We start from the raw sequence: 26,933 nt of genomic DNA, 5'->3' as shown, positions 1-26,933 counted from the left end.
TAAATTTCAGTAACAAAAATTTCTCATATTGTAAAAAGCCTTTATTTTTATAGATTGTACGAGAACAAATATTTATATACATCTTTGTACATAATATCAGACATATGAATGACATAATGGACATAATTTCAAAATCTGTTATGCTTCAGGAAGAAGCCTCGGAATCCGAATTTTGGGAGGGGTTCGACAATTTCCCTCCGGCACCTGAGGACTCTAGGATTGCTGAAGTTGCAAGCAAGCAGAGAGTAAAAATAAAGATTGTTGGATGCGGAGGTGGAGGATGCAACACCGTAGAGCGTCTTAACTTCACTGGAGTGAAGGGAGCTGAATTAATTGCTGTGAACACTGATGCCAAGCATCTCCTCAGCCTTGGAACAAGAAAGAAAATGCTCATTGGCAGGAACCTTATGGGCGGAGATGGAACTGGCGCAGAGCCAAAAATCGGTGAAAATTGCGCCTTGGAGGATATAATACCCATTCAGAAAATGACTTACGGATCTGATATTACATTCATAACGTGTGGCTTGGGAGGTGGAACTGGCACGGGGGCATCTCCGGTAATAGCTAAGTCTGCAAAGGATGCTGGATCAACTGTCATATCCATAGTTACGCTTCCATTCAAGTCAGAAGGTGACATACGCAGGGAAAACGCGCTCAATGGACTCGAAAAGCTAGCGCAATACTCCGATACGGTGATCGCAATTCCAAACGACAAGCTCCTCGAAGAGGTTCCTGGCATGTCAATAGAAGCAGCATTCCAGTATGCTGACACACTGCTCGGGGAGACCATAAAGGGTATGACGGAACTCATCACCCTAACTGGAATTGTCAACGTTGATTACGCTGATGTAAAAACCGTGATGAAAGATGGCGGGGTAGCCATGGTAGGTACTGGAGAATCAAATACAGGTGAAGACAGGGTACTCAGGGCTATAAACGAGGCATTGAAATCCAGGCTTGTTGAGACTGACATAAGCGACGCAAGAAACTGTATAATCAGGATTATCGGTGGAACCGATATGACCGTAAGCGAAGCGGAAAGTGCCACCAATGAGATCCAGAGAAGAATAAACCCAAATGCAAGGATCATAATGGGACTAAGCGTGGAAAAATTCTACAATAACCGGGTAAGGGTTCTTGTCCTGTTGACTGGGGTGAAGTCCCCGTATATGCTCGCTAACAGAGCAGAAGCAAAACAGTTGAGGAAGATCCTTGCAGGGAACGAAATTGAGGAAGAGATCGACATAGTTTCGTAACTATGTCAACATTCGGTACTATATTTTTATATAAACAAGAAAAATAGCCACCAATATGGTAATGGGCAAGAAAGTTATCCTTGCACTTGACGTTTCCAGTGGTGTTGAAGCGTTGAAACTTGCCAGAGATCTGAATGCAGAGATTGCCTATATCAAGGTTAACTGGCCGCTCGTGATGAGTGAGGGGATACATCTGGTAAAGGATCTTTCACGATATGCCCCGATAATATGTGATTTTAAGGTGGCGGACATTCCCAATACCAATGCTCTTATTGCAAGAAAAGCCAAGGAAAACGGAGCCTGGGGGATCATCTCTCACCAGTTCACTGGCAGGGACTCCATGGAAGCTCTCGTGAAGGAATCCGGAGAAATGAAGGTATTCTCGGTCGTTTCAATGAGTAATGGCGGTTCTAGAGATTTCATGGACAAACATACCGATGAAATGATCCGCATGTCGCAGGAATGTGGAGTGTACGGTTACGTAGCACCCGGAAATAATCCTGAAATGCTTAGGAAAGTTAGAGCTGCTGTAGGAAAAGGTTGTATAATTTCCCCCGGAATTGGAGCACAGGGCGGAAGGCCAGAAGACGCCATAAATAACGGGGCAGATTACGTAATCATTGGCCGTTCAGTTTACAACTCCAATGATCCACTTGGATACCTTAAGCAAGTTAACATGAGACTCAGCAACCCATGAATATGAATCTGGCGCAATCAGACTATAACGAGGTATTCGGCAAACAGGTACACTATCATCATTATTGGCAGGATAAAGATCAGAAGCGATATGTATATTGACGCATAATAGATGTTCATTGTACGCTTTATATCCCCAACGCTGGGTTCAAAACCGCCCTCATTCAGCACATATTGACCATAATTTTCTAATCTAATATTCAGACAGGTGGCAACCGATCCCAGCGGCCATCCGACGTTAACGCTTTCGGTCAACACTCTGACTTCTCTTAGCGGGACACTTTGAACCCTGTAATTCAAGAGTTCAGAACTGAACATTATGATACCAGCAGATACCCTAGCGGGTATGTAGCTAATTATGGTTTTGAATATTGCTGCCCACCTACCAAACTCAAAATATTCCTTGTTTCGATGTCCTATTGCGGAGTCCAGAGAAACCATGATCCTTGCAGTAAGTGCGCCAATCACGCCAAAAATTGCGAAAAACATCATAGGGGTGAGGAAGTAATCTAAGAAACCTCTGGAAATACTCTCTATGGTCGCGGAACTTATGTTTTTTGCATCCATATCTGCAGTGTTGAAAGATACAATGGAAGAGAGATGTTTCCGTGCGTTTTCAATATCATTTTTCTGCAGGCTATCAATAATGGGATTCACCCGTTCTCTGATCGATGTTATTGAAAAAGTTGTTTTTAGAATTATGATAGATGCTATAAAATAAAGGAAATTTATTGAAGAAATCAACCTAAGTAATACGTAAGCTGGGAAGGTAAATAGAATAATTATGGCCATCGTAAAAAAAAATCCTGCCAGAACTCTGTTTCTAGCCTTTTTAAACCACTTTCCATGGCCAGCCCCAAGATCTGCGGCCAGTACAGAAGGGTTTACATATCCCTTGGTGTCTCCGAATACAAGGTCAATCACGATTGCTCCGATTAGAACAACCAGTTCAGCTAGTATTATGGGGTAGATCAGGAAAAACCCCCCATTCGTGAATAGAAAGAACACTGCCTGAAGCATCTGCCAAAGGGTTTTAATCCATTCGAAATGGTATTCAACCGCAGTTTTTCGTCTTTCATTTTTCGGATTCCTCTTTCATTACTAGCATAGCAGGTCTGTATCTATCTTCCCCATAAGATTCTTTATTGGTGTTCTATTATCGAAGGCTCGAATAAAAATGTTGGTCAATTTCAGGCCTAATATAGAGAAGGCTATCTTGGAGTGAGACTGCGTTTCATCCTGAATTGATGTCATGGAAGCACGAGAAGTTCTTTGAGTTCATTGACAGAGGGGGGAACCACGACATCTCCATATGGCTTGTTCACATAGTTTCGGGGGCTCTTTTCCCCGAGAATCTGAGTTCTGAAGAGGTAATTATGGATTGAAGGCGTTTCATATTTGCTCACAATATCTATAAGTTTCCTTGTCTTCTCTGAAATCTGTTCTGAATCCGGCGCGTTTCTGACAATTTTCATGGTGTTTAGGCAATAGTTTGCGGACGAGCACACGCCGCCAGAGGCGCCAATCTTGATTGAGTCGAATAGAAGAGCATCCTTTCCCTGAAATATCTTAAGTCCAGGGATTTTCAGGAATTCCCTGAATCTATCAAGATTTCCCCCACTGTCCTTTAATCCAGCTAGGTTGCTATGGTTAGTCTTCAGTCTGGCCAATGTGGCAGGTAAAATTTCTGTCCCGCTGAGTGGCGGGTTGTTGTAAGCATAAATATTAGCGTCTGTAGCAGTAAGAATAGCATCAAAAAATCTTGCTATGGAGTCCTGTGAATACTTGTGATAAAACGGGTTTATGGCAACCAGTTTTTCATATCCAAGATCTGTTGCAAGCTTAACCATGTTTAATGTCTCCGGAAGGCTGCTTCTGGTAACTCCAGCATACAAACTTGTTGAGTGGCTGAATTCCATCACCCATTTTAGGAATTCTCCATGCTGATCCATCGATAGAGATGCGAAAGCTCCTGTTGAACTTCCGGCGAAAAGTCCATCGAATCCATTTTTTTCAGCATAACCGATAAAAGCATGCAGGCATTCCCGATCAAGTTGATTATTTCTGAATGGTGTTATCATCGGAATAACAATTTCAGAACTCATAAGGTTGAATGCAAAACCAAGATTAGAATTTATCCCACCCAAATCCACGCTAAAGATATTACTGGGAAATAGCCGCCGGCGACCAACATAATTCAGAAAAACCGACAATGTAAATAAACTGGTGCTAAACACATCTCTTGTAGAAAATTATTTATTGTGTAGGAAGATTAAGGTAAAATTCTGCCTCGATGTGTAATTATGAGTGACCTCCTCCAAGAAATTGAACAGAAACGGGAACTTGTTCGGAAAATTGTAGACGAAGAGATTCGGAAGAGGGATGAAGCCTCTGACGAAAGCCATCATTTCGCTGAAGAAAGAGATATTCTAAACGCAAAAGTAAGAGAAATGAGGGAAGACGTAAAGAAAAAGATAGCAGAGAAAAATGAACTCATTGACAAAGTTCAAAAAATGAGGGCAGAGAAGGAAGAGCATTACGCTAAACTGTCTGAATACAGGAAGGAGTACCGGAAGATCAGGGATTCTTCAAATGTTCAGGGAGTGGATCCAAAGGATCTGAGGCTGAAGGAAAAGGAGCTTCAGAGATTGGAAATACGCCAGCAGACTACTGAACTTAACAAGACCGACGAACTGAAGATCGTGTCGGAAATAAAAAAACTGACAAACGATCTCAAGAAAATGAAGAAACAAAGGGATATTGAACTCGAAGGAAACGATAAAATTAGAGAAGTTAATGAACTTATCAAGGTGGAGAAGAATCAGGGCGAAGCGCTCAAGAAGGAAATTGAGGGAATCTCCAACCAGATTACTGAAATAAGCGAAGCTATTAATACAGCCCTTCAGGAGCTTGACGAGGTCAGGAAGAAAGCTGATGAGTACCACGAGCAATTCATCAAAATGAGCCAGGAGTCAGAGAAAAGGCACGAGGCATTTATCCAGGCTAGAAATGATCTTCGGGATATGGAAAAGGTAATTTCGAGCCTTAGGACCAAGGCCAGGTCTACAAAGAAGAAAGAAAAAGAGGGAGAGCTTCAGAGAACTGCAACATCGTTATTCGAGAAGTTCAAAAGCGGAGAACAGCTGACAACAGAAGATCTTTTGATCCTCCAGAAAGCCGGTTTCCTCTGAGTATTATCTTGCAAAGACTGAAGGTTTTATTGGCAGTGCCCTTTTGATGTGTTTGCGAACAGAATCCAAAATTCCTATTACATGAGATTTTTAATAAAATAAAGTGCTTATTATCAATTTTCATCGTCCAATATTTCGGAAGAAAGAGACACGTTATATATTCTAGATTTGCTCTGTAAATTCAGGTTTGGAGAAAGCACACTCTCACTGATCTCGCAATTCTCCCCAATGGAAGTGTGTTTCATGATTACGGATTTCTCGATTCTGGTTCCATTAAGCACTCGGCTATTATCCATCAACATGGAGTCTTCGACCACAACGTCATCTCCTATACTGACTCCATCATAAATAGCTGATCTGCTTATTGTCGCATTCTTTCCGATGTACACGTTCTGACCAACATAAATCGGACCTTCAAGCTTCAGGTTATCGACAGTTTCAAGAGGTGTTCTTATGATGGCTTTTCCCTTGAAACCCTCACCGGTTATCTTTGTTCCATATTTCTCAGTCATTAGTTGATTGGCGGCGATCATGTCCTTAGGCCTACCTGCATCAAGCCATGTTCCCTCTGCTTGGTACCCTGCAATCTTTACTCCTTCCTTGAGGAGGACTGGGAATAGGTCCTTCGCAAAGTCATACGGCATTCCGCAAGGGATGTGTTCAAGGATTTCAGGTTCCATCACATATATTCCAGTGTTTATAAGGTTGGAAAACGACTCTTCTGGCGAGGGTTTTTCAAGAAAACGCGTTATAAAACCATCTTTCATCTCAACAATTCCGAATTGTGAAGTATCGTCAACGTGAGTCAGGGCTATGGTCAATTTGGCCTTTTTTTCCCTATGAAATTTGAGAATATTACTTATGTTGAAATCAGAAAGGGTATCTCCGCTCCCAACAATGAACGTTTCGTCTATGAATTTTGAAACAAGTTTCACGCTGCCCGCGGTTCCTGCAGGTTCCTTCTCCACCGAGAACAGTATATTCTGATCTTCATTTTTGAATGCCAGAACACCAGAGATCAGGGATTCGAATTTATAACCGGTCGTTATGATTGCATTTTTTATGCCTGCCTTGAAATAAGAATCTAGAGCATAACCAATGCATGGTTTTCCAGCTATTGGGACCAGAGGTTTAGGTATTGAATAGGTTATCGGCCTGAGGCGTGTACCTTTGCCTCCTGCCATGATAACTGCTTTCAGAGTCATGGCTACCAATATATGAAATCAAATTTATTATTTCCCGTCACTCCGGCAAGTTGTTGTGAGTTTTATTCAAAAGTCTTTTCGCTTGCATGTAGTAAGGGGCTATGAGAACAAGTATTCCTCTCAGTCATGCTAAATAGGAATAAAGAGGGAAGTCAGAAATACGGGGTCCTGAATTTCGGCTTTCTTCTTATAATATCTATGGAAGACTCATATCCTGCATCCGCATGCCGTATCACCCCGAGGCCGGGATCAGCGTTAAGCACCTTTCTTATCCTCTGTTCGGCATCCTCAGTGCCATCTGCTACGATTACAAAACCACCGTGTATGGCATTACCAATCCCAGTGCCTCCACCATGGTGCAGAGAAACCCAGGATGCCCCTGAAATTGCGTTAAGTATAACATCCAGGACTGGCCAGTCAGCAATGGCATCACTCCCATCTTTCATTGCCTCGGTCTCTCTGAACGGAGAGGCAACTGAACCCGTGTCATGGTGATCCCTGCCAATGGCAACGGGTGCACTGATTTCACCTCTTCTTACCAGATTATTGATAAGTACACCAATTTGTTCTCTCTCCCCATAAGCAGCATAGCATATTCTGGCCGGTAATCCTTGGAAATGTACCTTTTCCTTTGCAAGCTTGATCCATTCTACAAGGTGACGGTTTGAATCCTTGAAGAGCTTTATAAGTTCATCATCGATTCTAAATATATCCTCGGTGTTTCCAGAAAGGGCAACCCATCTGAAAGGTCCGGACCCTACAGCGAACAGGTCCCTTATATACGCAGGAACATATCCAGGTATCTCGAACGCATTGTTCATGCCGGCTTCCCTTGCCCTCCCTCTGAGGTTGTTTCCATAATCAAACACTTTTGAACCCCTTTCCTTGAAACCCAGAATCGCATTTACTTCCTTTACAATGGAGGCATAGACCATACTGTGGTACTTTTTTATATCATTGTTCCTCAGGGATTCCGCTTCCCTCAGAGTCATTCCCTCTGGTATGTAACCGATATTGATATCGTGTGCCGCGGTTTGGTCTGTAACAACGTCGGGGACAATCCCCCTCCCATTTAGATCAGCAAACACGGTTGCTGCATTTCCAAGCAGTCCGATAGACAGCGCTTTTCCATCCTTAAGCGCATCGTCCTTCATTTTCAATGCTTTATCAAGTGAATCTGTTTCAACATCAAGGTACCTGTCCCGAAGTCTCCTCTTTATCTTTTCTTCGTCAACTTCTACAATTATTCCGACCGCCTTGTTCATGGTTATAGCCAATGGTTGGGCTCCGCCCATCTCTCCGAGCCCAGATGACAGAATCCACTTTCCCCTTAGGTCACTAGTCTTGAATTCTTTTTTAGCCAGGGCATACAGAGTTTCAAAGGTTCCCTGGAGGATTCCCTGAGTCCCTATGTATATCCACGATCCAGCAGTCATTTGCCCGTACATTGTTAAACCCTTTCTTTCAAGATCCCAGAATATGTCATCAGTTGCCCATTTGGGTACAATCTGAGCATTGGAAATAATCACCCTCGGAACTTCAGGTGACGTACGGAATACACCAACCGGCTTCCCGGATTGCACAAGCATTGTTTCATCATTTTCAAGAGATTTCAGGGTGGATACTATCTTGTCAAAAGCTTCCCAGTTTCTAGCGGCTTTACCCCTTCCTCCGTATACAATAAGATTTTCAGGGTCCTTTGCAACCGCCGGGTCGAGGTTATTCATAAGGAGCCTCAGTGCAGCTTCCTGCTGCCACCCCTTTGTATTCAGTTTCGATCCCCTCGGGGCACTTACAGTTTCGTGCATAATATCTTGAGTTTATTGCAATTATGGTGATTAATTTTCCTTTCAATCCGTCGGGACCCGTAATCTATTCTGTTAAGGCACGACTGCTGTAGACCTCCCAATTATTTTTTATACAGAAACCTGTTATTCTCTGGTTGACCCACATGAAACTTATCTCCTGGAACGTAAATGGCGTTAGATCTGCAGTCAGGAAGGGTTTTGTGCAGTTTGTTCTGGACACGAAGCCAGATATCATAGCGATACAGGAAACAAAGACTGACGTATTTGACCTGCCTGTGGAACTCTCTCAGGAAGGATATACTTGCTTTTTGAACCCAGCGGTTCGGAAAGGGTATAGTGGAACTATGATGATTTCAAAGTTACCTGGAATAATTGTGACCAATGGAATTGGGGAGGGCAGATTCGATGAAGAGGGTAGGGTTCAGATAGCAGATTTGAATGATATCTATTTCCTCAATGTGTACTTCCCTAATTCTCAGCGTGAACTGACTAGGCTTGACTTTAAACGGGAATTCGACAGACTGTTTCTGGATCGTATCCTGCGCCTTCAGGAGACAAAACCCATAGTCGCATGCGGAGACTTCAACGTTGCCCACACCGAACTGGATATAGCAAGACCCAAGGAAAACCAGCGCACGCACGGCTTCACAAAGGAAGAGCGTGAAGACTTTTCCTCTCTTCTTGCAGCAGGTTTTGTCGATACTTTCAGGCTGTTTCATAAGGACGGCGGGCACTATAGCTGGTGGTCAAACATGGGAAACGCCAGAGCAAGAAATATAGGGTGGAGAATTGATTACTTCATCTCCTCCTCATCGCTGGTTTCCCGGATCGTATCCTCAAGGATTCTGGAAAATATTCAGGGCTCAGATCACGCTCCGGTCGAGCTTGTATTGAGCTAAGATCCTATATTTTGCGATGTATGGTCAGTTCCCTGGTTTCCCCAATGGAAGCCACTTCGATCTTCTTTCCTGTGCCTTCTTCGATGTATCTCAGGTAGTCATATAACTCGTCTGGGAGTGATTCGAATCCACCATCTGCGAAAGACTTTGCCTCCTCTGCGCTGAACGCTTTCCAGGGTTTAAGGTCTGCGTAAACCGGCTCTACCTTGTACAGGTCAAGGGAGCCATCATATTCATCCACGCTTCTCCCATTGATTCTGTATGATTCGCAGACTCTTACAGTGTCTATGCCTCCGAGTGTGTCCAGTCTTGTAACTGCCAAGGTGTCCACATCATTCAGCTTTATTGAATACCTGAGCAGGGGGAAATCTAGCCAACCAATTCTTCTAGGTCTTCCAGTTGTGGTACCAAATTCCTGTCCCTTTTCCCTTAAATACTTCCCGTGATCGTCAAATAACTCAGTGGGAAATGGTCCCTCACCGACTCTGGACGTGAAAGCTTTCACAACCCCGGTGATCCGGTCAACTTTTCTCAACGGAAAGCCAGTTCCGGCCCATACAGATCCAGCAATTGTATTGGATGAAGTGACAAAGGGGTAAACGCCGAAATCGACGTCCAGCAGAGTACCGTTTGCACCCTCGAAAAGAATGCTTTTTCCCGCATCTGCATGTTGCCTGAGGATATTGTGTGCGTCGCAGAAGTAATCTTTCAGTTTCTTCCCAGCATCAAACAGACTCTGGGCAACTTTTTCCCTTTCGCCAGGATCAGAAAATTTTGACCCTTCCAGAAGCGACTGTTTCATTGAGTGGATTATTTCGATCTTTTTCTTCAGTGTTTCCAGAGATAAAAGATCGATGGCTCTGATCCCAGTTCTTGCATACTTGTCCTCATAGGTGGGTCCTATGCCCTTAGCAGTGGTTCCAATGTTCCCTCCAGCTCGTTTGGTCTCCTCCGCCTTGTCCAGGTAACGATGAATTTCAGTAACGATGTGTGCTTTTTTGCTCAAAAGAATTTTCAGACCGGGTCTTGATTTCCTGAGCATATCAATTTCTTCTACAAGACTGATCGGGTCTATGACCATGCCATTCCCCAACACAACTTCTCCAGTTCTCAGGCTCCCAGCAGGCAAAAGGTGAAATTTGAACTTTCCGAGCTCGCTGACCACGGTATGGCCGGCATTATTGCCGCCGTTGAACCTGACTACCGAATCGTACTTATCACTCAGAAAATCAGTGATCTTCCCCTTTCCTTCATCTCCAAACTGAAGTCCGAGAACAATAGTTATCATGGCTGCACCCACCCATCAAAACATTTGGAGAAGGCGCTTATCCCTGAGATTATAAAAATGTACAAGTCTACCTTTCCACTATCTCACAGATAAATAAAAAAGGTTTGCTCGAGAATAGACTATTTATAACAGCTTCTTAAAAATCATTTCATGATCACGCGAGTTTCACACATTCCACTAAATGTCATGGATTGATTTCATGGGTGAATCGGCTTTACAGGGACAAAGCGAATTGGCATCATACACTTAACCACACAAAAATTCAGTTACGGTTAGAAAGCCGACTTAAAGCGTGTATCAGCATAATCCACGAATTACTTACAACCTCTAGGAATTATGAAAATATCAGGCAAAAGTATTATTCCTGGTCAGCGATCATGACAAGATAGACGTGTCATACATAGAGGTTCGTAATAATTCTGAACTTGTTATTCCGGATAACGCCATAATTGGTTACATTGAAGGTGACGGAATTGGATCAGACATTACCAAGGCAGCTATTTCAGTTATAAATGCTGCTGTTGAAATAGCCTACCAGGGCAAAAAACACATCGAGTGGAAAAAAATCCTAGCGGGGGAAGAGGCATACAAATCTACCGGTAAACATCTTCCGCAGGACTCACTTGACGAGATAAGGAGGACAGTAATTGCTCTCAAGGGCCCTCTGACTACACCAATTGGAGAGGGATTCAGAAGCCTTAACGTAACCCTGAGAATGATATTCGATCTTTACGCCAATATTAGGCCGGTTGTATATTTCCCGGGCGTACCATCTCCAGTTAAAAATCCAGAGAAGATGAACATGGTGGTATTCAGGGAGAACACCGAAGACCTTTACGCAGGTATAGAATGGAAATACAACTCAGAAGAAGCTTCAAAATTCAGAAAATTTTTGGCAGATACTTACTCGATTGCCCTAACTGATGACACTGGAATTGGCGTAAAACCTATAAGTAGATTCAGATCAAACAGGCTGGTCAGGATGGCGATTAAGTACGCCTTGAGCAACAAGAGACGAAGTGTCACACTCGTGCATAAGGGAAATATTATGAAGTATACAGAAGGTGCATTCAAGGAGTGGGGGTATGAAGTTGCAGCGACTGAATTCAAAGACCAGACAGTTACAGAGGCAGAATATATAAAAGCTCCAGAAAAGTATCCTGACCGGATAGTAATAAAGGACAGGATAACTGACAACATGTTCCAGCAGGTCCTTACGAGAACAGATGAGTATGACGTAATCGCCACTACCAACTTGAATGGAGACTACCTTTCTGATGCACTTGCTGCACAGGTGGGCGGGCTGGGTATCGCGCCTGGGGCCAACATAGGAGATGTATATGCCATATTCGAGGCTGTACATGGAACAGCCCCAAAATACGCAGGGATGGATGTCGCAAATCCAACCTCAATAATGCTCTCTGGAGCAATGATGCTCAAGCATATTGGCTGGGACGCGTCATCTGAAATTCTCAACAGTGCCATTACCTTGGCTTACAAGGATCAGAAAGTTACTCAGGATCTGGCTCGGGTACTTAACATCAAGCCCCTTAAATGCTCTGAATTCGGTAATGAGGTCATAAAAAGGATGAAACCGGCCAGAAAGTAAATGCCTGAAGGCAATGAAATGGGCTGGCAGGAGCCCTTATTACCCATTATTCAGATAATACATCTGGTCTTTATTTTGGAGTGTGACCAGTGTTTTATTTCTTGGAAATAAAAAGTTTCTGAGCAACAAGACAAGATTCATACGTGACCTTGTTTTATACAATCATGATAATTGACAGGTTTAACAACATTCTTGATAAACAGTGTCTAATATCATTCACCAATGATTACCAGTTATTTGAGATTTCCAGGAAATTCAGTATATCTGCAGCAGCGAAAGTTATGGTCGACAAGGAGGGTCCAGCAATATTCTTTTACATGGAGAAAGGTGCTGAAAGGTACAGAGAGGTAAAGATATTTCTTGAGTCTCTCAATGCAAGGGACCTTCCTGGCAACTGGGTTGTATCGAGCAGTAAGGATAGATATGAGGAATTGAATCTGCTCTTTGAGATAGTTAAAATACCATCGGTTATAATAGATCATGTATTTTTGCACAATGGGTATGTGAGCATGGGCATCAGGTTCCACTCCGCATTCAGCAGTCAAGTTTCATCTATACTTGGTAAGTATTTGGGCATGTTTCCAGGGATGAATATACTTAAACTTGGACCTGCACCAAGCCTCATTGATGTTCTCCGGGGAATATCCGAGTTTGTCCCCCTTTCCATCGTGGGCACTCTCAATGTTCTTGAAAGGGAAACATTTGAGGAAAACCCGTTAGGTCTGAGATGGATCAGGGAACTGAAATTTGCGTCTTCTGACGGTCTAGTACATGCAGTATACAAATGCGATAACCCAAAGGTAAAAGACAGTAACAAGGTAACTGTAATTTCAGAAAAGGATGGGATTTACGAAGTAACGACACGTGATGATCTGGTAAATTTCTACGCCGACAAAACAAACAGTGATATGGTCAGTTCGTTCAGCAGAACCCAGCTTTCAGATGGGAACACGACTATAGCTAACTCTCTGTTCCACAGGAGCTATCTAAGGAACTTCCTTGAAATTATAAATGAATCTAGGGAAAGATTTGAAAAATTGAAGGTTACGCTGCTGGAGGTTTATAATTTCCCAGAAGATCTCAACATTCCTGACTGATGGTCATATAATCTCAAGATTTACATGAGGAAGTAGTTTCATTTCAGTTGCCCTAGCATAATACTTTGACAGTGCTTCTCTTCCGGCTTTTCCAAAATCTATAGAGAGATCGTTAACATACATTCTTATGAATTTTCGTTCAAGTTCCATATCCTGGTACCTTGCATATTTCAGAGAATAGTTAACTGCCGCATCTTCATTTTTCATTGAGAACTTTATTGAGTTCTCAAAGTCTTCCTTGTAGTTCATGGCAACGTCCCTGCCAAGTGATTTCTTGATTGCATTAAATCCTAGAGGAACGGGAAGCGAACCCGCGAATTTTTTCCATTCTTCGTATACATCAAAGACCTTTATCAGCCCACGTTTCTGATACGTTAGCTGTTCGTCATGGATGAGTATACCTGCATCCACTTTTCCAGACAAAACTGCTTCAGGTATTCTGTCAAACCGAGTTTCTACAAACCCACCTGCTGGCTCAGGTGCAAACATCCTGTACAGAAGGTATGATGAGGTCAGAAAACCCGGTGTCGCTACTTTTGCTTTTCTGAGATCTACCGTTTTCTTCGCCACCACTATCGGCCCATAGTTCAACCCGAAACTCGCGCCCGAAGTCGTGAGATAATATTTATCGGAAACTGCCGCATAGCCGTTTGCAGAGATAGCGGTGACATCGTAAAGTTCCTTTACAGCCTCTTTATTAAGCGTCTCAATATCCTTAACCACCTGATCGTACTCATAGTGGGTCTTAATCTTATGCTCAAACATTCCATAGAACATGAATGAGTCGTCTGGGTCGGGAGTATGTGCAATTACAAGCTTCATGACCCCTAATGTCCGCATTGTAAATATGCTTTTCATGATTCCTTTGACGTTTGTAGATCAGGAGCTGTAAATCCTGAATTTTCTGCCTAAACTTTTGTTACCTTAATTTTGGTAGTTTCTGCTGAGTAGCTGTAAAGGATTTGTGGCAGCTGCGGAGATGCATTTTAGCCTCTGAGATTAAATACTAGCTGTCAATGTAGTTCTTTCCGTGACTACTATGGAAAGAATCGTGATTGCATTCGGTGGAAACGCCCTGCTTAGAAAGGGGGACAATGGCGACTTTGATACGCAGGTAAAGAGGGCATACGAAGCTTTCTCTAGCCTTGGGGACACACTTTCCAGATATGAAGCAGTAATAACTCATGGAAATGGACCGCAGGTCGGAAATATCCTACTTCAAAACGAATTTTCCAGAAATGTGACTCAGTCAATGCCGCTCTATTCATGTGGTGCAATGTCACAGGGACTCATCGGCCTTGCCCTGTCGTTTGCCTATGAGAAAGCTAAATACGAATTCGGTCTATCCAGGGACATCGCTGTTCTAATGACCCGTACACTAGTAGATAAGAATGATCCATCATTCTCTAACCCCTCTAAACCAATAGGGCCATTCTATACCGAAGAAGAAGCTAAAAAGGCTATAGAAGAAAAAAAGTGGGTGATGAGAGAAGACTCCGGTCGTGGCTGGAGACGTCTTGTTCCCTCGCCGGACCCCATTGAGGTAATGGAAAAGAGGCAAATACTTTCTCTGTTGTCAGATGGATTCTTACCGGTATGCACTGGTGGCGGGGGCATACCAATAGCAAGGGCAAATGGCTACTATGCCGGAGTTGACGCAGTTATAGATAAGGATCTGGGATCGTCAGTACTCGCAGCCTCCATTTCTGCAAGAAGACTCGTTATTCTCACCGATGTTGAAAATGCATACCTTTCCTTCGGGAAACCTGATCAGCAGGCAATCGGGCGAATAAATGCCGAGGAAATGCAACGGTATTACGAAAGTGGAGTCTTTGCAGCGGGAAGTATGGGTCCAAAGGTTAGCGCTGCGTTAAGATTTATTAAAACCGGGGGAAAAGAAGTTATTATAACTACACTGGAAAACGCCAGAATGGCGCTTTCCGGGAAATCAGGGACCATAATTACGGAGTGAAGCTTCTACGAATTCCCTTAAGTTATCTTGCATTTACGCTTGAAATCAGTTCTTTTTCCATTTTCCCTTTGATTTTGCTATGCGCCCCATTCTTTCCATAACCGAAAGTACATGCTCAAGAACAGCAAACTCAACGTCCAAATCGTAGTCCTTCTTCAGGGCTGCCTTGACTTCTTCTGTGTTCATGGGAACGACTATTGATCTGCCAGACAAGTTGTCTATATCTTCAAAAACGTTCCAAGGGAAAATAAACCAAGTCCACTTCTCGCTGCTGACTTCCTCCGCATAGTAGTCTGGAGTAAACTTGGATCGGTTTATATGCAACATTGCAGCAGTTTTTACTTCAGCAGGTGAAAACGTTTCCAGATATTCCTTTGCGAGTGACATGCTCTCTCCAGTGTCAGTAATGTCGTCCACCAGAAGCACTTTTTTTCCTTCGATGAAGAGCATGGGTCGGTTTTTAATAGCGGCTTTGCCGTCAACCGTTGCAGTCAGACCCCAGTGTTCGGTCTTCACGCTCTGAAGGTCCTTGATCCACATTCTGTCAGCAAGAATTCTTCCAGGAGCTAACCCGCCTCTGGAAATCCCGACAATTGTGTCTGGCCTGAATCCCGAAATGATTTTATCTTCAACTCTGTCGCACCAGTCCTCAATCTCTTTCCACGAAACAATCTTGGCCTTAAACTGCATTTTTTGATCCATAAGGAAATGAAATGCAGGTTAAATTATTTCGTATCCTCGTTCTAGTTGTGAATAAACCCTTTTTTTTCTATTAAGTTAAGTGACTTATGTTCAGGCACGCTGTTATATTTATATTAGCAAAGAGTTAAATACATTCTTTTTTTATCTACTCTATGGCACTAGGTGGAGTAGAAATTTTCCTGATTTTCATACTTGTTATTGTTATCCTTTTCTTGCTCTCTGGCCTTCACATACTGAAGGAATGGCAGAGAGCTCCCGTTTTGACATTAGGAAGATACAGCGGAATGAAGGGACCAGGAATCGTTTATGTTTTGCCTCTGGTCAGCAGGATTACAGCGGTGCTGTCTACAAGGATACAGGCAGTAGCTTTCAAGACAGAATCAACTTATTCAAAGGATAACGTGCCTCTGAATGTTGATGCTGTAATGTACTTTCAGATAGTTGACCCAGAAAAGGCGATACTCAATGTTGAAAACTATTCCAATGCAACCAATCTCTCTGCACAGACAACACTGAGGGAGGTTCTTGGGAAATCCAGCTTCGACGAGGTACTTTCAGAAAGAGAAAAACTCGGAGAATCTGCCAGAGAGATTATTGATGAAAAGACCGAACACTGGGGGATAAAAGTATCCTCGGTGGAGATCAGGGATGTTGTGGTGCCTCAGGCCCTTCAAGAAGCCATGTCCAGACAGGCTTCAGCAGAAAGGGAAAGGAGATCAAGAGTTACCCTTGCTATAGCTGAAGTGGAGGCTGCCCAGAAAATGGTGGAAGCTGCAGCACAGTATAGTTCTAACCCAACAGCGTTCCAGCTAAGGTGGCTCAATATACTTTACGAAATTGGCCTCGAGGGGAAGGGAACGCTCATGATGGTTCCATTCAACACACCAGTGGCGGGGGCAATGGAAAACAATCCTCTCAGCGTGATGGGGCTCATGGGTCTTGCCAACAAGATTAAACCTGACTCGGGCCAGGATTCGAAATCTCAGTAGATATCATTTCTTTACTAGATTAAAAATTTCCATTATTTCTTTTACGTTGAGGGTGTCTGGTCTTCTCTTTGCAAGGTGATCTGGAAAATTTTCTAAGATACTTCTTATCATCTTTCTCCGATTTGAGAACAGTTTTACAAGAAGCCTATCGAAAGCTTCATGATCCATGTTCATTGGATCAGTCTTTTTCTCTATTAGGATAATTTCAGAGTCCACCCTGGGTACTGGGCTAAATAAGTTTCTGGGCACAAATCTCAATTCTCTTATATTGTAAAAGAGAGAAGCATTTACGCTTATTCTGGAATAATCTCTAGTTCCAGGAGTCGCAATAAGCCTGTCAGCGAATTCTTTCTGTACCATCAATATGCACCGCCTGAAATCGAATTTTCTCAGGTGGAAAACTATCTGGGACGAGATCTGGTACGGTATGTTGCCAATGATCTTGTCGTAATATCCTGCTTCAAGATCCAAGAAACTTTTCTTTTGCATGCTCAGTTTGTTCTTTAATCCCTGGCTTTCAAATCCGGAAAGCAGGGCATCATAAAATACATGGTCTGGCTCTAAGCCGGTAACATGAGAGAACTTCTCCACAAGCAACGATGTCAGTATCCCTGACCCTGAACCTATCTCCAGAACGGTCTCTCCAGGTTTTGGTAAAAGCTGATCCACCTCGAATTCCGCAATGCTGTGGTCCCGGAGAAAAACCTGTCCATATTTTCTGGCTGGAATTCTGGTTCGTGTGGTCATCTTGCTACAAAGATGCGGTGCTTCTCGAATCTGTCCTGAAGCTCATCCACTATCCTTCCAGCAATCATCTTCTGTGGGTTGTGTATGGTCTTCACTCTGGTTGTCAGATCCTCAAAAGAATCGAACTTCTTCTTCTTGCGTTCTTCGATTATTGTCCACATCGTTTTGTTTCCGAGGCCGGGGAGGAGTTCCAGTGAGTGCATTCTGGTGTTTATCGACTCTGCCTCATTGAAGAATTTTACAAATCTCTCTTCTTTCTGATTGACAATGGATTCAAGTACAAATGGGAGCTCATTAACAGCAGCACTTGTAAGCTCTTTGTATGATATTCTCCTCTTCACTGATACTATCTTCGTACGCATCTCAGGATTCTTGCCTATGTATACTTTTTCTCCAACTGAAATAACTGCGTTTGGCTTTGGAACAATCTCCAGAAGCTTGAATTCTTCCTCTCCTATTGCGAGAACAATGGGAAAGCTTCTGAAACCTCTGTCTTCAGGGCGTCCCTGTGGCAAATAATCTAACACATATACATATTCTTCCAAAACAAACACACTCCCGGATTAAGTGTTATAGCAGTTCAAAATAGCCTAAGAGCGTATTTAAATCTTTTTCAGAAACAACAATACTGTAGGAGGAAAGTATGCTGGTGATTTCTTCTCTGCTCTTTGGGACAAGGTCAATAAGTTTCTTTACAACATAGTCAGGTAGATTAATGATTTCCTTGACATCCTTTTCAATCTTCTTTATCTTCTTTTGATCTACCTTGATTAATTTTTCAAGGTAAGCGAGGTTTTCACTCTCTATCTCTGTATGAACTGGTTTTTCGGAAAGTATCTTGAAAACCTCTCCCATTGAGAGATAACTTTTCTTAATCATTGTCCCTCTATCTTGATAAGGTGAACCGGAGCAGCGATAATATTCTTTGTCACGCTTCCACTTTTTATGGTAAGTATGTAACATCTTCCCTGTTTACCGGATATTCTGCCGGTATAGCCATGGAAGTTATGGAAAGGAATACCTGAATGAACTGATGGATTGATTTTGATAGCCGCAAGGTCGCCAATGTTGAATTCCTTAAGCATAGAGTTTACCGTTGGCATGCCTTTCTGCTTCACCGACTTGGTTAATTTCTTTCTGGACCCTGCTCTTGGGCCATGTGACATTTTGGTCATTTATTTTTCGCTCCTGTGTATCTGGATCACGTCGAGTTCAGAAACCTTAAGGTCTGCGCCATAAACAGATGATATGCTTGGATCCGTTCTTCCCTTATCACCGTTTACAAGTTCCTTTATGTAAGTTCCAGATTCGGCAGTGATTTCCATCACCGCACAGTTTCCGGAGACATCCAGCAACTTGAGGCATTCTATCTTTCTCTGCCTTACCAGGTCAGCCCTTCGTTTCATTACTCTGAGTGGGGTTCTCTGATATATGACTCTTCCACTTAAATATTTCTTAACATCTTCTAGTTTTGTTGGATCTAAGAGTTCATCGCCTTCAATTACTGCCCTATAGGTCTTGTAATTTGACTCGGATTTGACGGTCTTCACTGCAGATACATCGGCATAACTTAGGTCAGACACGATTACCCCCTTGTTCTGGTCATTTATGGCTTTCAATAGTTTATCCAGACTAATTGACCTTTTCAGAGGAGAATGGGCTTCAACAACAAATTCCCTTCCATTTCCAAGCATTCTCACATCAACATCTTCCCTTCCTGCGGCATGGAGGAAATAATTGCCGCATCCAGTCATTTCCCTCAGGGGTTCCCCAATTATTGACTCCACGGATTCATTCAGATCAGAACCGTAGATCCATCTAGTCTGAGGCAAATCTCTCCTGAGTTTTGTGTATGTTCCCCTTATGTAAAGGCTCTTTACGCGGATCTCAACAGAGTCGTATCTCGTGTCCACGGTTATGCTTATGTCCGGAGCTTCGAAGTCGACATCCTTGCCTGTTAATGATGAGCAATACTTCCCAAATTCACGGTTAAACTCCTTCTTTATGGATTCGCCTGCACTTCCATATTGATCCTGTATTACCTTTTCCATCTCCAGAGTCTCTGTCGGGAATCTAGATCCCATAAGGAATGTTTTATATTCTATCTGGATAATTTCCGACTCAACTATCCTGTAGTACCTGTCAAAATCCGAGAAAATCCCATGGCATAGTGGGCAGCCAGCATCGCTGTTCTCCTCCACCCGCTGTCCGGTTGCGGCCTGGAGAGAAAAAAGTATCATCCTTCCACGGTCCAGGTTTGTCAGTCCAGTATCTAAGGTTGCAAAGACTCTGCCAATGCAACGAGTACAGAGCCCAGCTTTTAGGAGTCCAGACAGATCATACATCGTCTATCTGGCGACAATGACCTTTTCAATGGATGGTCTTTCTTTTACGAAGACACGGGATCCGCACTCGCACTCAATTTCTGCAGTTCCGAAAGACTTCTCAAGAGGTCTGCCACATCTTATGCATTTATACATTCTGTCTCATCTCTTCAACAACTTTGGGCGCATATTCTGGAGTATAGGATCCTCCGGCAAATTTATGCCCGCAGTGCCTGCATTCCCAGATCCCGGATGCAACTCGCTCGACCTTATTCTGTTTGCAGGATGGGCATTTATATAACATGATCTTCTGTTTGTATATGTCAAGCCACTCTTTCTTCTTCTTGACCCCGTATCTCGGGCCAAATCTTCCAGCAGCTCCAACCTTCAATGTTCTCTTACTCATCTAAATCACTTCAGATATTTTTCTCGAAATATGCTACCCGTATCACTGCTCATTTTTATAGCTTTTCGAATTTCATCCATTTCAAACGTACCGGTATCTCCTTTCTGCATTGCCCTAATGTGCCCATCTTCTGTGGTTGTAATTGTAATTCTGGCAGTGGACATCTGTTCCTCTTCGAGATCTGGATCGGATACCATTACATCGTCCAGTTTAACAATCGTTACAGAGACTGGAGTATTGTTAATCGGAAGCGAAGAATCTGTCCCTCCGAACCTTGAGGCAGGCAGGGTGGCACTCTTCAGAGCCGCTACCACACCGTAGCTGCATGCATCGAAGAGGTTTCCATCATAATCCAGGACATTGATGTCTGCGAAGATGATCCATACCTTCTTTCCAGGTTCAATAACCAGTTTCTCAAAATCAATCATCTTTGATTCCCTGATTCCACGATCCACGACACGAGCTACCTCTATGGACATTTCATTTGGCGGACCAGATTCAAAGGTTGGAAATGCCATAGGTAAAAGTTCAACGTTGGTAGTGAAGACACCAAGGTTGGGTGTATCCGGGAAAGGTTCTCCAGCATCTATCTTTATGCCAACGAGTATCTTGGTTTTCCCGAGTTCCACAAGCGCCGACCCCGCGGCTCTGGGAACGTAGTTGGTCTGTATTTTAATTTCTCTGTACTCGTCCGGTTTCCTTCCGTCTCCTCTTTTTCCCTCTTTCATCCGTTTGATTATGAAGCTTTTCTTTATCTCTGAAAGCACTCCAAGCGCATCTTTCGGCATATCATTCACCCTGTTCCTTTTGCTGGATCTCGTATTTTTTCGTTAGCGCTTCCCTCTGAATCTGGGCTATCCTCTTTGTTGCCTTCAGGATCATGGAAGTCGCTTGCTCAAATTCCTCTACGGAAAGGTCACCATCCATCTGCATAAGCACGATCTTGTCGCTCTTTGGAAGTACCCCCACTGGCAGATCCGCTTGGCCAAAATTGTCTTCTTCCTTTGAAAGGTCTAGCACTATCTTACCATCTATCTTGCCGGCGGTGCATCCAACCACCATATCTCTCATTGGAATTCCTGCTGCGGCAACCGCCACAGATGCGGCCGTAAGACCAGCTATTCTGGTTCCGGCGTCTGCCTGGAGCACCTCAATGAACACATCAATCTGGGCTCGGGGGAATAACTCAACCATTATTGCTGCTTCAAGTGCTTCGGAAATTACCTTTGAAATCTCCACTGATCTTCTGTCAGGGCCAGGCCTCTTTCTCTCATCCACAGAGAACGCAGCCATGTTGTATCTTGCTTTCACAATGGCCTTATTGATGTCCTGGTTGTGCTTTGGATAAGCCTCTCTTGGCCCATACACTGCTACCATTATTTTGTTTCCGCCCCACTCAATAAAGGACGATCCGTCTGCCCTGTTAAGTACATTAGTCTCTATCCTAATTGGTCTAAGCTCATCAGGCCCTCTTCCATCAAGCCTGATGTTGTTTTCATCGATTAATTTTATATCACTTGTTGTTCCCATCTATTTCACCTTTCTTTGATTTCAAGTATGCCTCCATCCTGTCGGTTAGGCCAACTGTATGAGCTTCATTTTCTACGATCTTTATTGCGTCAATAGCCAGCATTATGTTGTCTGGCTGCCCATCTATCCATATAAGCCCATTCTGGCCAACCACTATGCGGGTATCAGTGGCGTCTTTTATCATGTTCACCATGGAACCACCCTTACCTATTATTCTGGGTACTTTCGGAGCAGGTATTGTTAAGATATGCCCCCCTTCCAGTTTCCGCAGGCCGGCGTCTTTCAATGTCACCCAGCTCTCCCTTATTTCGTTGATGCTCATTATCTTCCCGTATATATAATCGCCAATGGAAAGATACCTCTTTATGTCACCAGCTGAGGTTCGCCACGGGGTATCGTTCATGTGAAGAAGAGAATGATATGGGGAGTTGATATCTATGGTCCACATGGACGGCCCAATCTCAAGAACCTTACCGATTATCTTATCATCTTTCCTGGGAAAATAAGGCCCCGAGAAAGGAACGACATCAATAAACTGTTCACTCTTCTGTATTATCCCAAAGTATTCAGAGCAGTACTTATCCTGCCCACATTTATATGCCCCATTGCGGACCTTCTCGTTTGTTCTCTCTATTTCGTCTCCGGGAATAACTATCTGCTTGGTTTCTGTCATTACTTCACCTTTGTTTACTGCTAAGAACCACGTTCTTCATTAAGCACATCGTTCTTAAGAGGAAAACAGATCCATTCTCCTTCAATTAAGGCGCTCCATAAAGTGGTTCGGCAGTACTTTTCAATTCTCTATCCGTCTGATTCATAGTTAAACAATATATATTTCTTGCTACAATTGAAACGTTACTTTTTCAGTATTCTAATATCTATATTTCCCTTGGCTTTCCTGGAAAGGGCACTCATTACATCTCCCTGTAGCCCCGCCGGGACTTCTATTACACCCATCCACGAGCCGTCGTTACCCCACTCCTCTTTCAATATGTTCCCGCTCCTGGAAAGTTCGCCATATACCTTTCCATAAGCGTCACCAACCAACTTGATAGCTAGTTTCGCCTTTTCCATCCTAATTGGTATGATAGGCTTTAGCAATTTCAACACTCCATTTAGTTGATCATCAGCGGACTTGAAAGGATCAATGTGGACTTTTGCATCCTCCATTGCCTGTGCAATTCTTGCGGGGGGGTGGGGTGCATTTGTCTGTGGATTTATGGATTCCCTCGAAATCATTTCTATGATCTGCTTCGTTCTCTTCTGAAGCATTTCCTTCCTTTGCTCCGTAGTAAGCTGAATCTGCCCGTGCTTTACGATTTCAGATGCGATCTCCTTTATATCTGTCGTTTTGAAGACTTCGAGCAGCGATTCGTCCCCGGCCCGGTCTCCTTTCTTGGCATCCTTGAAAACTATGTCGCTGGCAAGGTCATTGTTTATATCAAAATCTCCCGTTTTAATACGTTCGGTGGCATTCGGATCAACAAGTATCTCAAATTTGTGACCATGAGACTCGAACCTCGCAACGATTGAGTCCTCTACCTTCACCATGGCTATTAATTATTAGAGGATATATATACTTCAGTAATTCCAAAAGTGGTCATTTTTATTAAATATTGATTTTAACCGCTGCTCCCCTCTTGATAAGAAGTTCCGCAAAGTTATCCCTCAGGTAGATGATATCATTCTCCCGAAGGTAATAGTTTCTATCTGGCTGGGCGATTGGCGGCTGGTCCTGTATTATTCTTACTGGGATAAGATCACTATCCTTATTTTCCACATTCCTGATTTCAGGTACAGCAACTCCTTTGATCCTGTCATCTGGCTTCTTCTCAATGGCTGGAGCCACAGGGGTTTCTGGTTTTAATTCCTCCGTTTTCTGTAGAATTCGATTGAATTCGTCTTGCATCCCATTGTGCAGTTTCGTAAGGAAATCTCTCTCCTCTGGTGTGAGAAGGTCAATGAGATCAAGGCCTATATCATAGATTGATAGGACGGCAATCTTTTCAAACCGCTTTTCGAAGAAAGCCCGGAAATCACTTTCTATACTCTTTATCCTCTGGTTAACTCTAATGTAACCAGTGATGTCATTGCTATGGAGGTAACCATCAGCTTCAAATTTAAGGGAATTGAGCACCTCTACAAGGTTCTTGTAGAAGCCATGGTCAACTTTCTTGATTTTTCTAGACTTTGTCTCCACCCGGAGCATTGATTTCAACTCCTCAGTAAATTTATCAATCTGAGTCTGGGTAAGAGACATAGATGAACATAATAGAGATTTATAAAAGGTTTAATCGAGACTCTCAGGATCTTGTCAGTCCCTATTTTTCATTGCAAAGAAAACTTTCTCTTCTGTAAGCCCTTAGCGGAACGTCTACAAAGATTTTCTGAAATATTTCTTCCCAGTTATCGTATTCTCCCTTGATCATGATGGCCCTTTTCGGTACTGAGTCGACCGGTATAACCTTATCAGGTTTACTTGGGTCGTCAACATAATCCGTCTCAAGCATGAATTCCAATGTTAACTTTAGAGCTTCTCGGATATTGCTCCTGCTGGCCAGAATGGACGCGGAGAGACCGGAAATTACGCCGAGGTTGTCAGGGCGTGCGTGATGTTTTATCACCCTCTCCCTCTCGATACCAGAGCGGTCACACATTTTTCCAAGGTTTTCAAGAGCCACGCTTCCCAGATCCTCTGTGTGCAGTACAACCGCTGAGTCGCAGTCCTTTGCGATCCCAAGTGCAAGCTCTATCATCGCGTTGCACTGGTCAACAACGTTTTGGCCAACGGGAAAATGTGGCCTTCCAATTTCCCCTATTGCATCCGCTCTCCCTTCAGATATGATCTTTCCCGCGAGGCTGATCCCATCTGTCATCATGATCCACGGATCGTAGCCGGCCTTCTCGAAGTAAAAATAGTCAAGGGGATATGGACCTATAGTAACAAGGGAACATATGTTCAGCTCTCTCCTCACGGTTTCAGCGAGCCCAATTGTTCGTGCATAAAGCGTCTCGTAGTATCTAGCGGGCCCGATGGAGTAATCTGGCAGATTGACTAGATTGAATGCTGTTCCTCCTGCCCTACGAAACTTGCGGGCTGCATCCAGGAAGAAACCGTCTGCCCTGAGATGCATATGGTCGTCAAATATTGAATCCAACAGGTAAATCATGGTCTCGGTAGTAATGAAATTTTCCGAAAGTTATGACTCCAAGGGCACGTTATTCTCATCTAGTCCGCAATATGACCTAATTAAAAGCGCCGGAACGCGGAAAATATGAAAAAGATTTATTATTCGAATCCCCTATGGGGATAAGGTGAATTAAATGCAGCAGGGACAGATGGCATATGACAGAGCTATCACGGTATTCTCACCGGATGGTAGACTATTCCAAGTTGAATACGCAAGGGAAGCGGTAAGAAAAGGTTCAACCGCATTGGGAATCAAATTCAGTAATGGGGTCGCTCTCATATCAGACAAGAAAGTAAGAAGCCGGCTCGTAGAACAGAACTCTCTGGAAAAAATTCAGTTTATCGATGATTACGTAGCTTCGGTTACGTCCGGTCTTGTTGCAGATGCAAGAGTCCTTATCGACTTTGCAAGAATGGCAGCTCAGCAGGAAAAGGTGACGTACGGGTCTTTAGTAAATATTGAGAACCTAGTGAAAAAGGTTGCAGACCAGATGCAGCAATACACGCAGTATGGCGGAGTACGGCCATACGGGGTTTCCATGATCTTCGCTGGTATTGATAACCTGGGACCAAGACTGTTCGATTGCGATCCTGCTGGTACTATTAATGAATACAAAGCTGTTGCAATAGGATCCGGAAGGGATCAGGTTGCGAGTTTCCTAGAAAAGGAGTACAAGGAAGACATGACCGAGAGTCAGGCAGTTGCACTTGCAATCAAGGCGCTCAAGCAGGCTCTCGAAGAAGAGGGTGGACTAAAATCTCCAGAGATTTCTACGATCTCAGAGGGCAAAAAGTTCAGGCTGTATACCAAGGAAGAAGCTGACAAATTGCTCTGAATCTATTCTCATAACATAGATAAATTTCTCTCAAACCCTCTCAATTTATTCTTATGTTTTGTGTCTTTTCGATCCGGGTAAATCATACAACGCGCTATTCTCATTATTGAACTGCTTTACAGAGAAGATCGAAATCGACGCTCCAACACAGGCTGAGATAAGAAGAACAGATTCCAATGAGGTGATGGTAACATTCTCGGTAAAGTGGATGGTCAACAGAGTGAAGACGGGAATGAGCGCCTGCAGAACCGACGCAATAGCGAACCCGTTTCTCCTCGACGATTCAAAGAACATGAAGTACGCCAATCCCATCGAAGTGAAGCCCGTGAATAGAAGTGAACTGAAACCTGGCAGATCTTTCAGTACCGCTACCGTTGGGAGAATGCCGGAAAGCCCTATGAACAGAGTCACCAGCCCCGGCCAGAAGAAAGTTCCAGAGAGAGCATATTCTGAACCTTTCTGTGAAATGAGTATGTTCAGTGCGATAAACAACGCTGGAACAAATAATGTCACTCCGACAAGTAGTAGTATTCCAGAAATATTTGGAACAACCAATGTACTGCCATTAAGTACCAGCGCAGCTGAAGATGGTACAGTTATTAGGAGAGAAAGAGCAAAGATCAAATATTTCAGATGGACTGAGTTAACCCGCAATACGATCGACAGTAGCGGAGAAACAATGGCATCTCCGAAAAGGACAAAAAGAGAAGTAAGTACCGGCCCATTTCTCTCGGAGGAAATTATTATTGTGAACTGCTCGGCGAAATAAAGGACTCCGGTTATAAAGACCCCTTTGTCAAACAGAAAAACAAGTGACCTTCTTCTTATGGCGAGGGGCAAAATGAGTATGGAAGAACCAGCCAAGGCAGGGATTGAAAAAATAAGGATCTGTGAGAAACCGTTTGCATAATAAATGAAAGTGTAGTATGTAGCCCAAATGAACGCAGCTGCGATGGCCGAGGATGGTCCTAAGATCCTATTTCCGTTCGTAAGTTTTGAGAAATCATTATGCTGTTTATAAAACAACCTGAAAGCTATTTCTATACTCCCATAATCCCCTTGCAGGCTCTTTTGTTCATAATAACCACTTGTTATGACCAAGCGGTTCTCTTTAGGTTCAAGTTTAATTTACATTATAAAGTAACACATCATACGCTTGAGCGCATTGAAACCCTCTAAAAATTGGTA

The 26,933-nt window shown here is 43.4% G+C and carries 30 protein-coding genes; 9 read left to right on the top strand and 21 right to left on the bottom strand.

The annotated features are described in order from the left end of the window. The first annotated feature begins 104 nt into the window (after window positions 1-104). Window positions 105-1,256, top strand: coding sequence for a cell division protein FtsZ (ftsZ, locus tag QW597_03825; GenBank protein MEM0155714.1), 1,152 nt, complete (start codon window positions 105-107; stop codon window positions 1,254-1,256). Between the two features lie 55 nt (window positions 1,257-1,311). Then, complete coding sequence (gene pyrF / locus QW597_03820; GenBank protein ID MEM0155713.1) at window positions 1,312-1,953, top strand: orotidine-5'-phosphate decarboxylase; 642 nt, start codon at window positions 1,312-1,314, stop codon at window positions 1,951-1,953. Window positions 1,954-1,970: 17 nt separating this feature from the next. Here pyrF and cbiB read toward each other — a convergent pair whose 3' ends face one another. Both cbiB and QW597_03810 read right to left on the bottom strand, forming a co-directional pair. Further along, complete coding sequence (gene cbiB / locus QW597_03815; protein MEM0155712.1) at window positions 1,971-2,972, bottom strand: adenosylcobinamide-phosphate synthase CbiB; 1,002 nt, start codon at window positions 2,970-2,972, stop codon at window positions 1,971-1,973. 230 nt (window positions 2,973-3,202) lie between these two features. Continuing rightward, window positions 3,203-4,057, bottom strand: coding sequence for a dihydrodipicolinate synthase family protein (locus tag QW597_03810; GenBank protein ID MEM0155711.1), 855 nt, complete (start codon window positions 4,055-4,057; stop codon window positions 3,203-3,205). A gap of 198 nt (window positions 4,058-4,255) precedes the next feature. On the opposite strand from QW597_03810, the gene QW597_03805 reads away from it, so the two are divergent. After that, complete coding sequence (locus QW597_03805; protein ID MEM0155710.1) at window positions 4,256-5,143, top strand: coiled-coil protein; 888 nt, start codon at window positions 4,256-4,258, stop codon at window positions 5,141-5,143. Between the two features lie 113 nt (window positions 5,144-5,256). Here the strand turns inward: QW597_03805 and QW597_03800 are convergent, their stop codons facing one another. Both QW597_03800 and hutU read right to left on the bottom strand, forming a co-directional pair. Then, entirely contained in the window at window positions 5,257-6,348 is a 1,092-nt protein-coding gene (locus tag QW597_03800) for an NDP-sugar synthase (GenBank protein ID MEM0155709.1), read from the bottom strand. 152 nt (window positions 6,349-6,500) lie between these two features. Further along, window positions 6,501-8,156 (bottom strand): urocanate hydratase, encoded by a 1,656-nt coding sequence (hutU, locus tag QW597_03795; GenBank protein ID MEM0155708.1) that lies wholly within the window; start codon window positions 8,154-8,156, stop codon window positions 6,501-6,503. Window positions 8,157-8,299: 143 nt separating this feature from the next. Here hutU and QW597_03790 point away from each other — a divergent pair, with 143 nt between their 5' ends. Next, a complete protein-coding gene (locus QW597_03790) occupies window positions 8,300-9,055 on the top strand; it encodes an exodeoxyribonuclease III (GenBank protein ID MEM0155707.1) in 756 nt (251 codons plus the stop codon). Between the two features lie 4 nt (window positions 9,056-9,059). On the opposite strand, the gene QW597_03785 is transcribed toward QW597_03790, so the two are convergent. Then, window positions 9,060-10,343, bottom strand: a complete 1,284-nt coding sequence (locus tag QW597_03785; protein ID MEM0155706.1) for an adenylosuccinate synthase — start codon at window positions 10,341-10,343, stop codon at window positions 9,060-9,062. A 391-nt stretch (window positions 10,344-10,734) separates the two neighbouring features. On the opposite strand from QW597_03785, the gene icd reads away from it, so the two are divergent. Continuing rightward, window positions 10,735-11,952, top strand: a complete 1,218-nt coding sequence (gene icd, locus QW597_03780) for an isocitrate dehydrogenase (NADP(+)) (GenBank protein MEM0155705.1) — start codon at window positions 10,735-10,737, stop codon at window positions 11,950-11,952. 164 nt (window positions 11,953-12,116) lie between these two features. Beyond that, window positions 12,117-13,049, top strand: a complete 933-nt coding sequence (locus QW597_03775) for a hypothetical protein (protein MEM0155704.1) — start codon at window positions 12,117-12,119, stop codon at window positions 13,047-13,049. A 3-nt stretch (window positions 13,050-13,052) separates the two neighbouring features. Here the strand turns inward: QW597_03775 and QW597_03770 are convergent, their stop codons facing one another. Beyond that, on the bottom strand, window positions 13,053-13,871 hold the full coding sequence (locus QW597_03770; GenBank protein ID MEM0155703.1) for an MqnA/MqnD/SBP family protein: 819 nt from the start codon (window positions 13,869-13,871) through the stop codon (window positions 13,053-13,055). A 217-nt stretch (window positions 13,872-14,088) separates the two neighbouring features. Between QW597_03770 and QW597_03765 the strand changes: the two genes are divergently transcribed. Continuing rightward, the gene (locus QW597_03765) at window positions 14,089-15,021 is read left to right on the top strand and encodes a carbamate kinase (protein MEM0155702.1); all 933 of its coding nucleotides are present in this window, start codon (window positions 14,089-14,091) and stop codon (window positions 15,019-15,021) included. 45 nt (window positions 15,022-15,066) lie between these two features. Here QW597_03765 and QW597_03760 read toward each other — a convergent pair whose 3' ends face one another. Then, window positions 15,067-15,711 carry a phosphoribosyltransferase gene (locus QW597_03760; protein MEM0155701.1) on the bottom strand — a complete coding sequence of 215 codons (645 nt, stop codon included), beginning with the start codon at window positions 15,709-15,711 and terminating at the stop codon, window positions 15,067-15,069. Between the two features lie 164 nt (window positions 15,712-15,875). Here QW597_03760 and QW597_03755 point away from each other — a divergent pair, with 164 nt between their 5' ends. Next, the gene (locus tag QW597_03755; protein ID MEM0155700.1) at window positions 15,876-16,712 is read left to right on the top strand and encodes an SPFH domain-containing protein; all 837 of its coding nucleotides are present in this window, start codon (window positions 15,876-15,878) and stop codon (window positions 16,710-16,712) included. Window positions 16,713-16,715: 3 nt separating this feature from the next. Here QW597_03755 and rsmA read toward each other — a convergent pair whose 3' ends face one another. From rsmA to QW597_03690, 13 genes are all read right to left on the bottom strand, one after another. Further along, window positions 16,716-17,459, bottom strand: coding sequence for a 16S rRNA (adenine(1518)-N(6)/adenine(1519)-N(6))-dimethyltransferase RsmA (gene rsmA, locus QW597_03750; protein MEM0155699.1), 744 nt, complete (start codon window positions 17,457-17,459; stop codon window positions 16,716-16,718). Next, window positions 17,456-18,013 (bottom strand): DUF655 domain-containing protein, encoded by a 558-nt coding sequence (locus QW597_03745; protein ID MEM0155698.1) that lies wholly within the window; start codon window positions 18,011-18,013, stop codon window positions 17,456-17,458. Before QW597_03745 ends, rsmA begins: the two co-directional genes overlap by 4 nt. A 16-nt stretch (window positions 18,014-18,029) precedes the next feature. After that, on the bottom strand, window positions 18,030-18,338 hold the full coding sequence (locus QW597_03740; GenBank protein ID MEM0155697.1) for a hypothetical protein: 309 nt from the start codon (window positions 18,336-18,338) through the stop codon (window positions 18,030-18,032). Beyond that, window positions 18,335-18,634 carry a 50S ribosomal protein L21e gene (locus QW597_03735; protein ID MEM0155696.1) on the bottom strand — a complete coding sequence of 100 codons (300 nt, stop codon included), beginning with the start codon at window positions 18,632-18,634 and terminating at the stop codon, window positions 18,335-18,337. Before QW597_03735 ends, QW597_03740 begins: the two co-directional genes overlap by 4 nt. Further along, entirely contained in the window at window positions 18,635-19,804 is a 1,170-nt protein-coding gene (locus tag QW597_03730; protein MEM0155695.1) for a tRNA pseudouridine(54/55) synthase Pus10, read from the bottom strand. It lies immediately after the preceding gene. Between the two features lie 3 nt (window positions 19,805-19,807). Continuing rightward, a complete protein-coding gene (locus QW597_03725) occupies window positions 19,808-19,939 on the bottom strand; it encodes a DUF1922 domain-containing protein (protein MEM0155694.1) in 132 nt (43 codons plus the stop codon). Then, a complete protein-coding gene (locus QW597_03720) occupies window positions 19,932-20,189 on the bottom strand; it encodes a 50S ribosomal protein L37ae (protein MEM0155693.1) in 258 nt (85 codons plus the stop codon). Before QW597_03720 ends, QW597_03725 begins: the two co-directional genes overlap by 8 nt. Before the next feature lie 5 nt (window positions 20,190-20,194). Then, window positions 20,195-20,977 (bottom strand): exosome complex protein Rrp42, encoded by a 783-nt coding sequence (gene rrp42 / locus QW597_03715; GenBank protein ID MEM0155692.1) that lies wholly within the window; start codon window positions 20,975-20,977, stop codon window positions 20,195-20,197. 1 nt (window position 20,978) lies between these two features. Further along, window positions 20,979-21,719, bottom strand: a complete 741-nt coding sequence (gene rrp41 / locus QW597_03710; protein MEM0155691.1) for an exosome complex exonuclease Rrp41 — start codon at window positions 21,717-21,719, stop codon at window positions 20,979-20,981. Next, the gene (rrp4, locus tag QW597_03705; GenBank protein MEM0155690.1) at window positions 21,703-22,392 is read right to left on the bottom strand and encodes an exosome complex RNA-binding protein Rrp4; all 690 of its coding nucleotides are present in this window, start codon (window positions 22,390-22,392) and stop codon (window positions 21,703-21,705) included. The genes rrp41 and rrp4 overlap by 17 nt, the downstream gene beginning before the upstream one ends. A 182-nt stretch (window positions 22,393-22,574) precedes the next feature. Beyond that, on the bottom strand, window positions 22,575-23,270 hold the full coding sequence (locus QW597_03700) for a ribosome assembly factor SBDS (protein ID MEM0155689.1): 696 nt from the start codon (window positions 23,268-23,270) through the stop codon (window positions 22,575-22,577). 58 nt (window positions 23,271-23,328) lie between these two features. Continuing rightward, the gene (locus QW597_03695) at window positions 23,329-23,979 is read right to left on the bottom strand and encodes a hypothetical protein (protein ID MEM0155688.1); all 651 of its coding nucleotides are present in this window, start codon (window positions 23,977-23,979) and stop codon (window positions 23,329-23,331) included. 61 nt (window positions 23,980-24,040) lie between these two features. Beyond that, window positions 24,041-24,877 (bottom strand): TatD family hydrolase, encoded by an 837-nt coding sequence (locus QW597_03690; GenBank protein MEM0155687.1) that lies wholly within the window; start codon window positions 24,875-24,877, stop codon window positions 24,041-24,043. 166 nt (window positions 24,878-25,043) lie between these two features. Here QW597_03690 and psmA point away from each other — a divergent pair, with 166 nt between their 5' ends. Beyond that, complete coding sequence (gene psmA, locus QW597_03685) at window positions 25,044-25,745, top strand: archaeal proteasome endopeptidase complex subunit alpha (protein MEM0155686.1); 702 nt, start codon at window positions 25,044-25,046, stop codon at window positions 25,743-25,745. A gap of 51 nt (window positions 25,746-25,796) precedes the next feature. Here psmA and QW597_03680 read toward each other — a convergent pair whose 3' ends face one another. Next, entirely contained in the window at window positions 25,797-26,846 is a 1,050-nt protein-coding gene (locus QW597_03680; protein MEM0155685.1) for a DMT family transporter, read from the bottom strand. Window positions 26,847-26,933: the final 87 nt, after the last annotated feature.

It is taken from the genome of Thermoplasmataceae archaeon (assembly GCA_038729425.1).
Taxonomy (GTDB): Archaea; Thermoplasmatota; Thermoplasmata; order Thermoplasmatales; family Thermoplasmataceae; genus B-DKE.
This window is presented reverse-complemented; position numbering and strand designations above follow the sequence as displayed.

Bases quoted from the DNA above. Each gene is read 5' to 3' on its own strand.
- ftsZ (MEM0155714.1), top strand. From the start codon at position 105: ATGAATGACATAATGGACATAATTTCAAAATCTGTTATGCTTCAGGAA.
- pyrF (MEM0155713.1), top strand. From the start codon at position 1,312: ATGGTAATGGGCAAGAAAGTTATCCTTGCACTTGACGTTTCCAGTGGT.
- cbiB (MEM0155712.1), bottom strand. From the start codon at position 2,972: ATGCTTCAGGCAGTGTTCTTTCTATTCACGAATGGGGGGTTTTTCCTG.
- QW597_03810 (MEM0155711.1), bottom strand. From the start codon at position 4,057: ATGAGTTCTGAAATTGTTATTCCGATGATAACACCATTCAGAAATAAT.
- QW597_03805 (MEM0155710.1), top strand. From the start codon at position 4,256: ATGAGTGACCTCCTCCAAGAAATTGAACAGAAACGGGAACTTGTTCGG.
- QW597_03800 (MEM0155709.1), bottom strand. From the start codon at position 6,348: ATGACTCTGAAAGCAGTTATCATGGCAGGAGGCAAAGGTACACGCCTC.
- hutU (MEM0155708.1), bottom strand. From the start codon at position 8,156: ATGCACGAAACTGTAAGTGCCCCGAGGGGATCGAAACTGAATACAAAG.
- QW597_03790 (MEM0155707.1), top strand. From the start codon at position 8,300: ATGAAACTTATCTCCTGGAACGTAAATGGCGTTAGATCTGCAGTCAGG.
- QW597_03785 (MEM0155706.1), bottom strand. From the start codon at position 10,343: ATGATAACTATTGTTCTCGGACTTCAGTTTGGAGATGAAGGAAAGGGG.
- QW597_03775 (MEM0155704.1), top strand. From the start codon at position 12,117: ATGATAATTGACAGGTTTAACAACATTCTTGATAAACAGTGTCTAATA.
- QW597_03770 (MEM0155703.1), bottom strand. From the start codon at position 13,871: ATGAAGCTTGTAATTGCACATACTCCCGACCCAGACGACTCATTCATG.
- QW597_03765 (MEM0155702.1), top strand. From the start codon at position 14,089: ATGGAAAGAATCGTGATTGCATTCGGTGGAAACGCCCTGCTTAGAAAG.
- QW597_03760 (MEM0155701.1), bottom strand. From the start codon at position 15,711: ATGCAGTTTAAGGCCAAGATTGTTTCGTGGAAAGAGATTGAGGACTGG.
- QW597_03755 (MEM0155700.1), top strand. From the start codon at position 15,876: ATGGCACTAGGTGGAGTAGAAATTTTCCTGATTTTCATACTTGTTATT.
- rsmA (MEM0155699.1), bottom strand. From the start codon at position 17,459: ATGACCACACGAACCAGAATTCCAGCCAGAAAATATGGACAGGTTTTT.
- QW597_03740 (MEM0155697.1), bottom strand. From the start codon at position 18,338: ATGATTAAGAAAAGTTATCTCTCAATGGGAGAGGTTTTCAAGATACTT.
- QW597_03735 (MEM0155696.1), bottom strand. From the start codon at position 18,634: ATGACCAAAATGTCACATGGCCCAAGAGCAGGGTCCAGAAAGAAATTA.
- QW597_03730 (MEM0155695.1), bottom strand. From the start codon at position 19,804: ATGTATGATCTGTCTGGACTCCTAAAAGCTGGGCTCTGTACTCGTTGC.
- QW597_03725 (MEM0155694.1), bottom strand. From the start codon at position 19,939: ATGTATAAATGCATAAGATGTGGCAGACCTCTTGAGAAGTCTTTCGGA.
- QW597_03720 (MEM0155693.1), bottom strand. From the start codon at position 20,189: ATGAGTAAGAGAACATTGAAGGTTGGAGCTGCTGGAAGATTTGGCCCG.
- rrp42 (MEM0155692.1), bottom strand. From the start codon at position 20,977: ATGCCGAAAGATGCGCTTGGAGTGCTTTCAGAGATAAAGAAAAGCTTC.
- rrp41 (MEM0155691.1), bottom strand. From the start codon at position 21,719: ATGGGAACAACAAGTGATATAAAATTAATCGATGAAAACAACATCAGG.
- rrp4 (MEM0155690.1), bottom strand. From the start codon at position 22,392: ATGACAGAAACCAAGCAGATAGTTATTCCCGGAGACGAAATAGAGAGA.
- QW597_03700 (MEM0155689.1), bottom strand. From the start codon at position 23,270: ATGGTGAAGGTAGAGGACTCAATCGTTGCGAGGTTCGAGTCTCATGGT.
- QW597_03695 (MEM0155688.1), bottom strand. From the start codon at position 23,979: ATGTCTCTTACCCAGACTCAGATTGATAAATTTACTGAGGAGTTGAAA.
- psmA (MEM0155686.1), top strand. From the start codon at position 25,044: ATGCAGCAGGGACAGATGGCATATGACAGAGCTATCACGGTATTCTCA.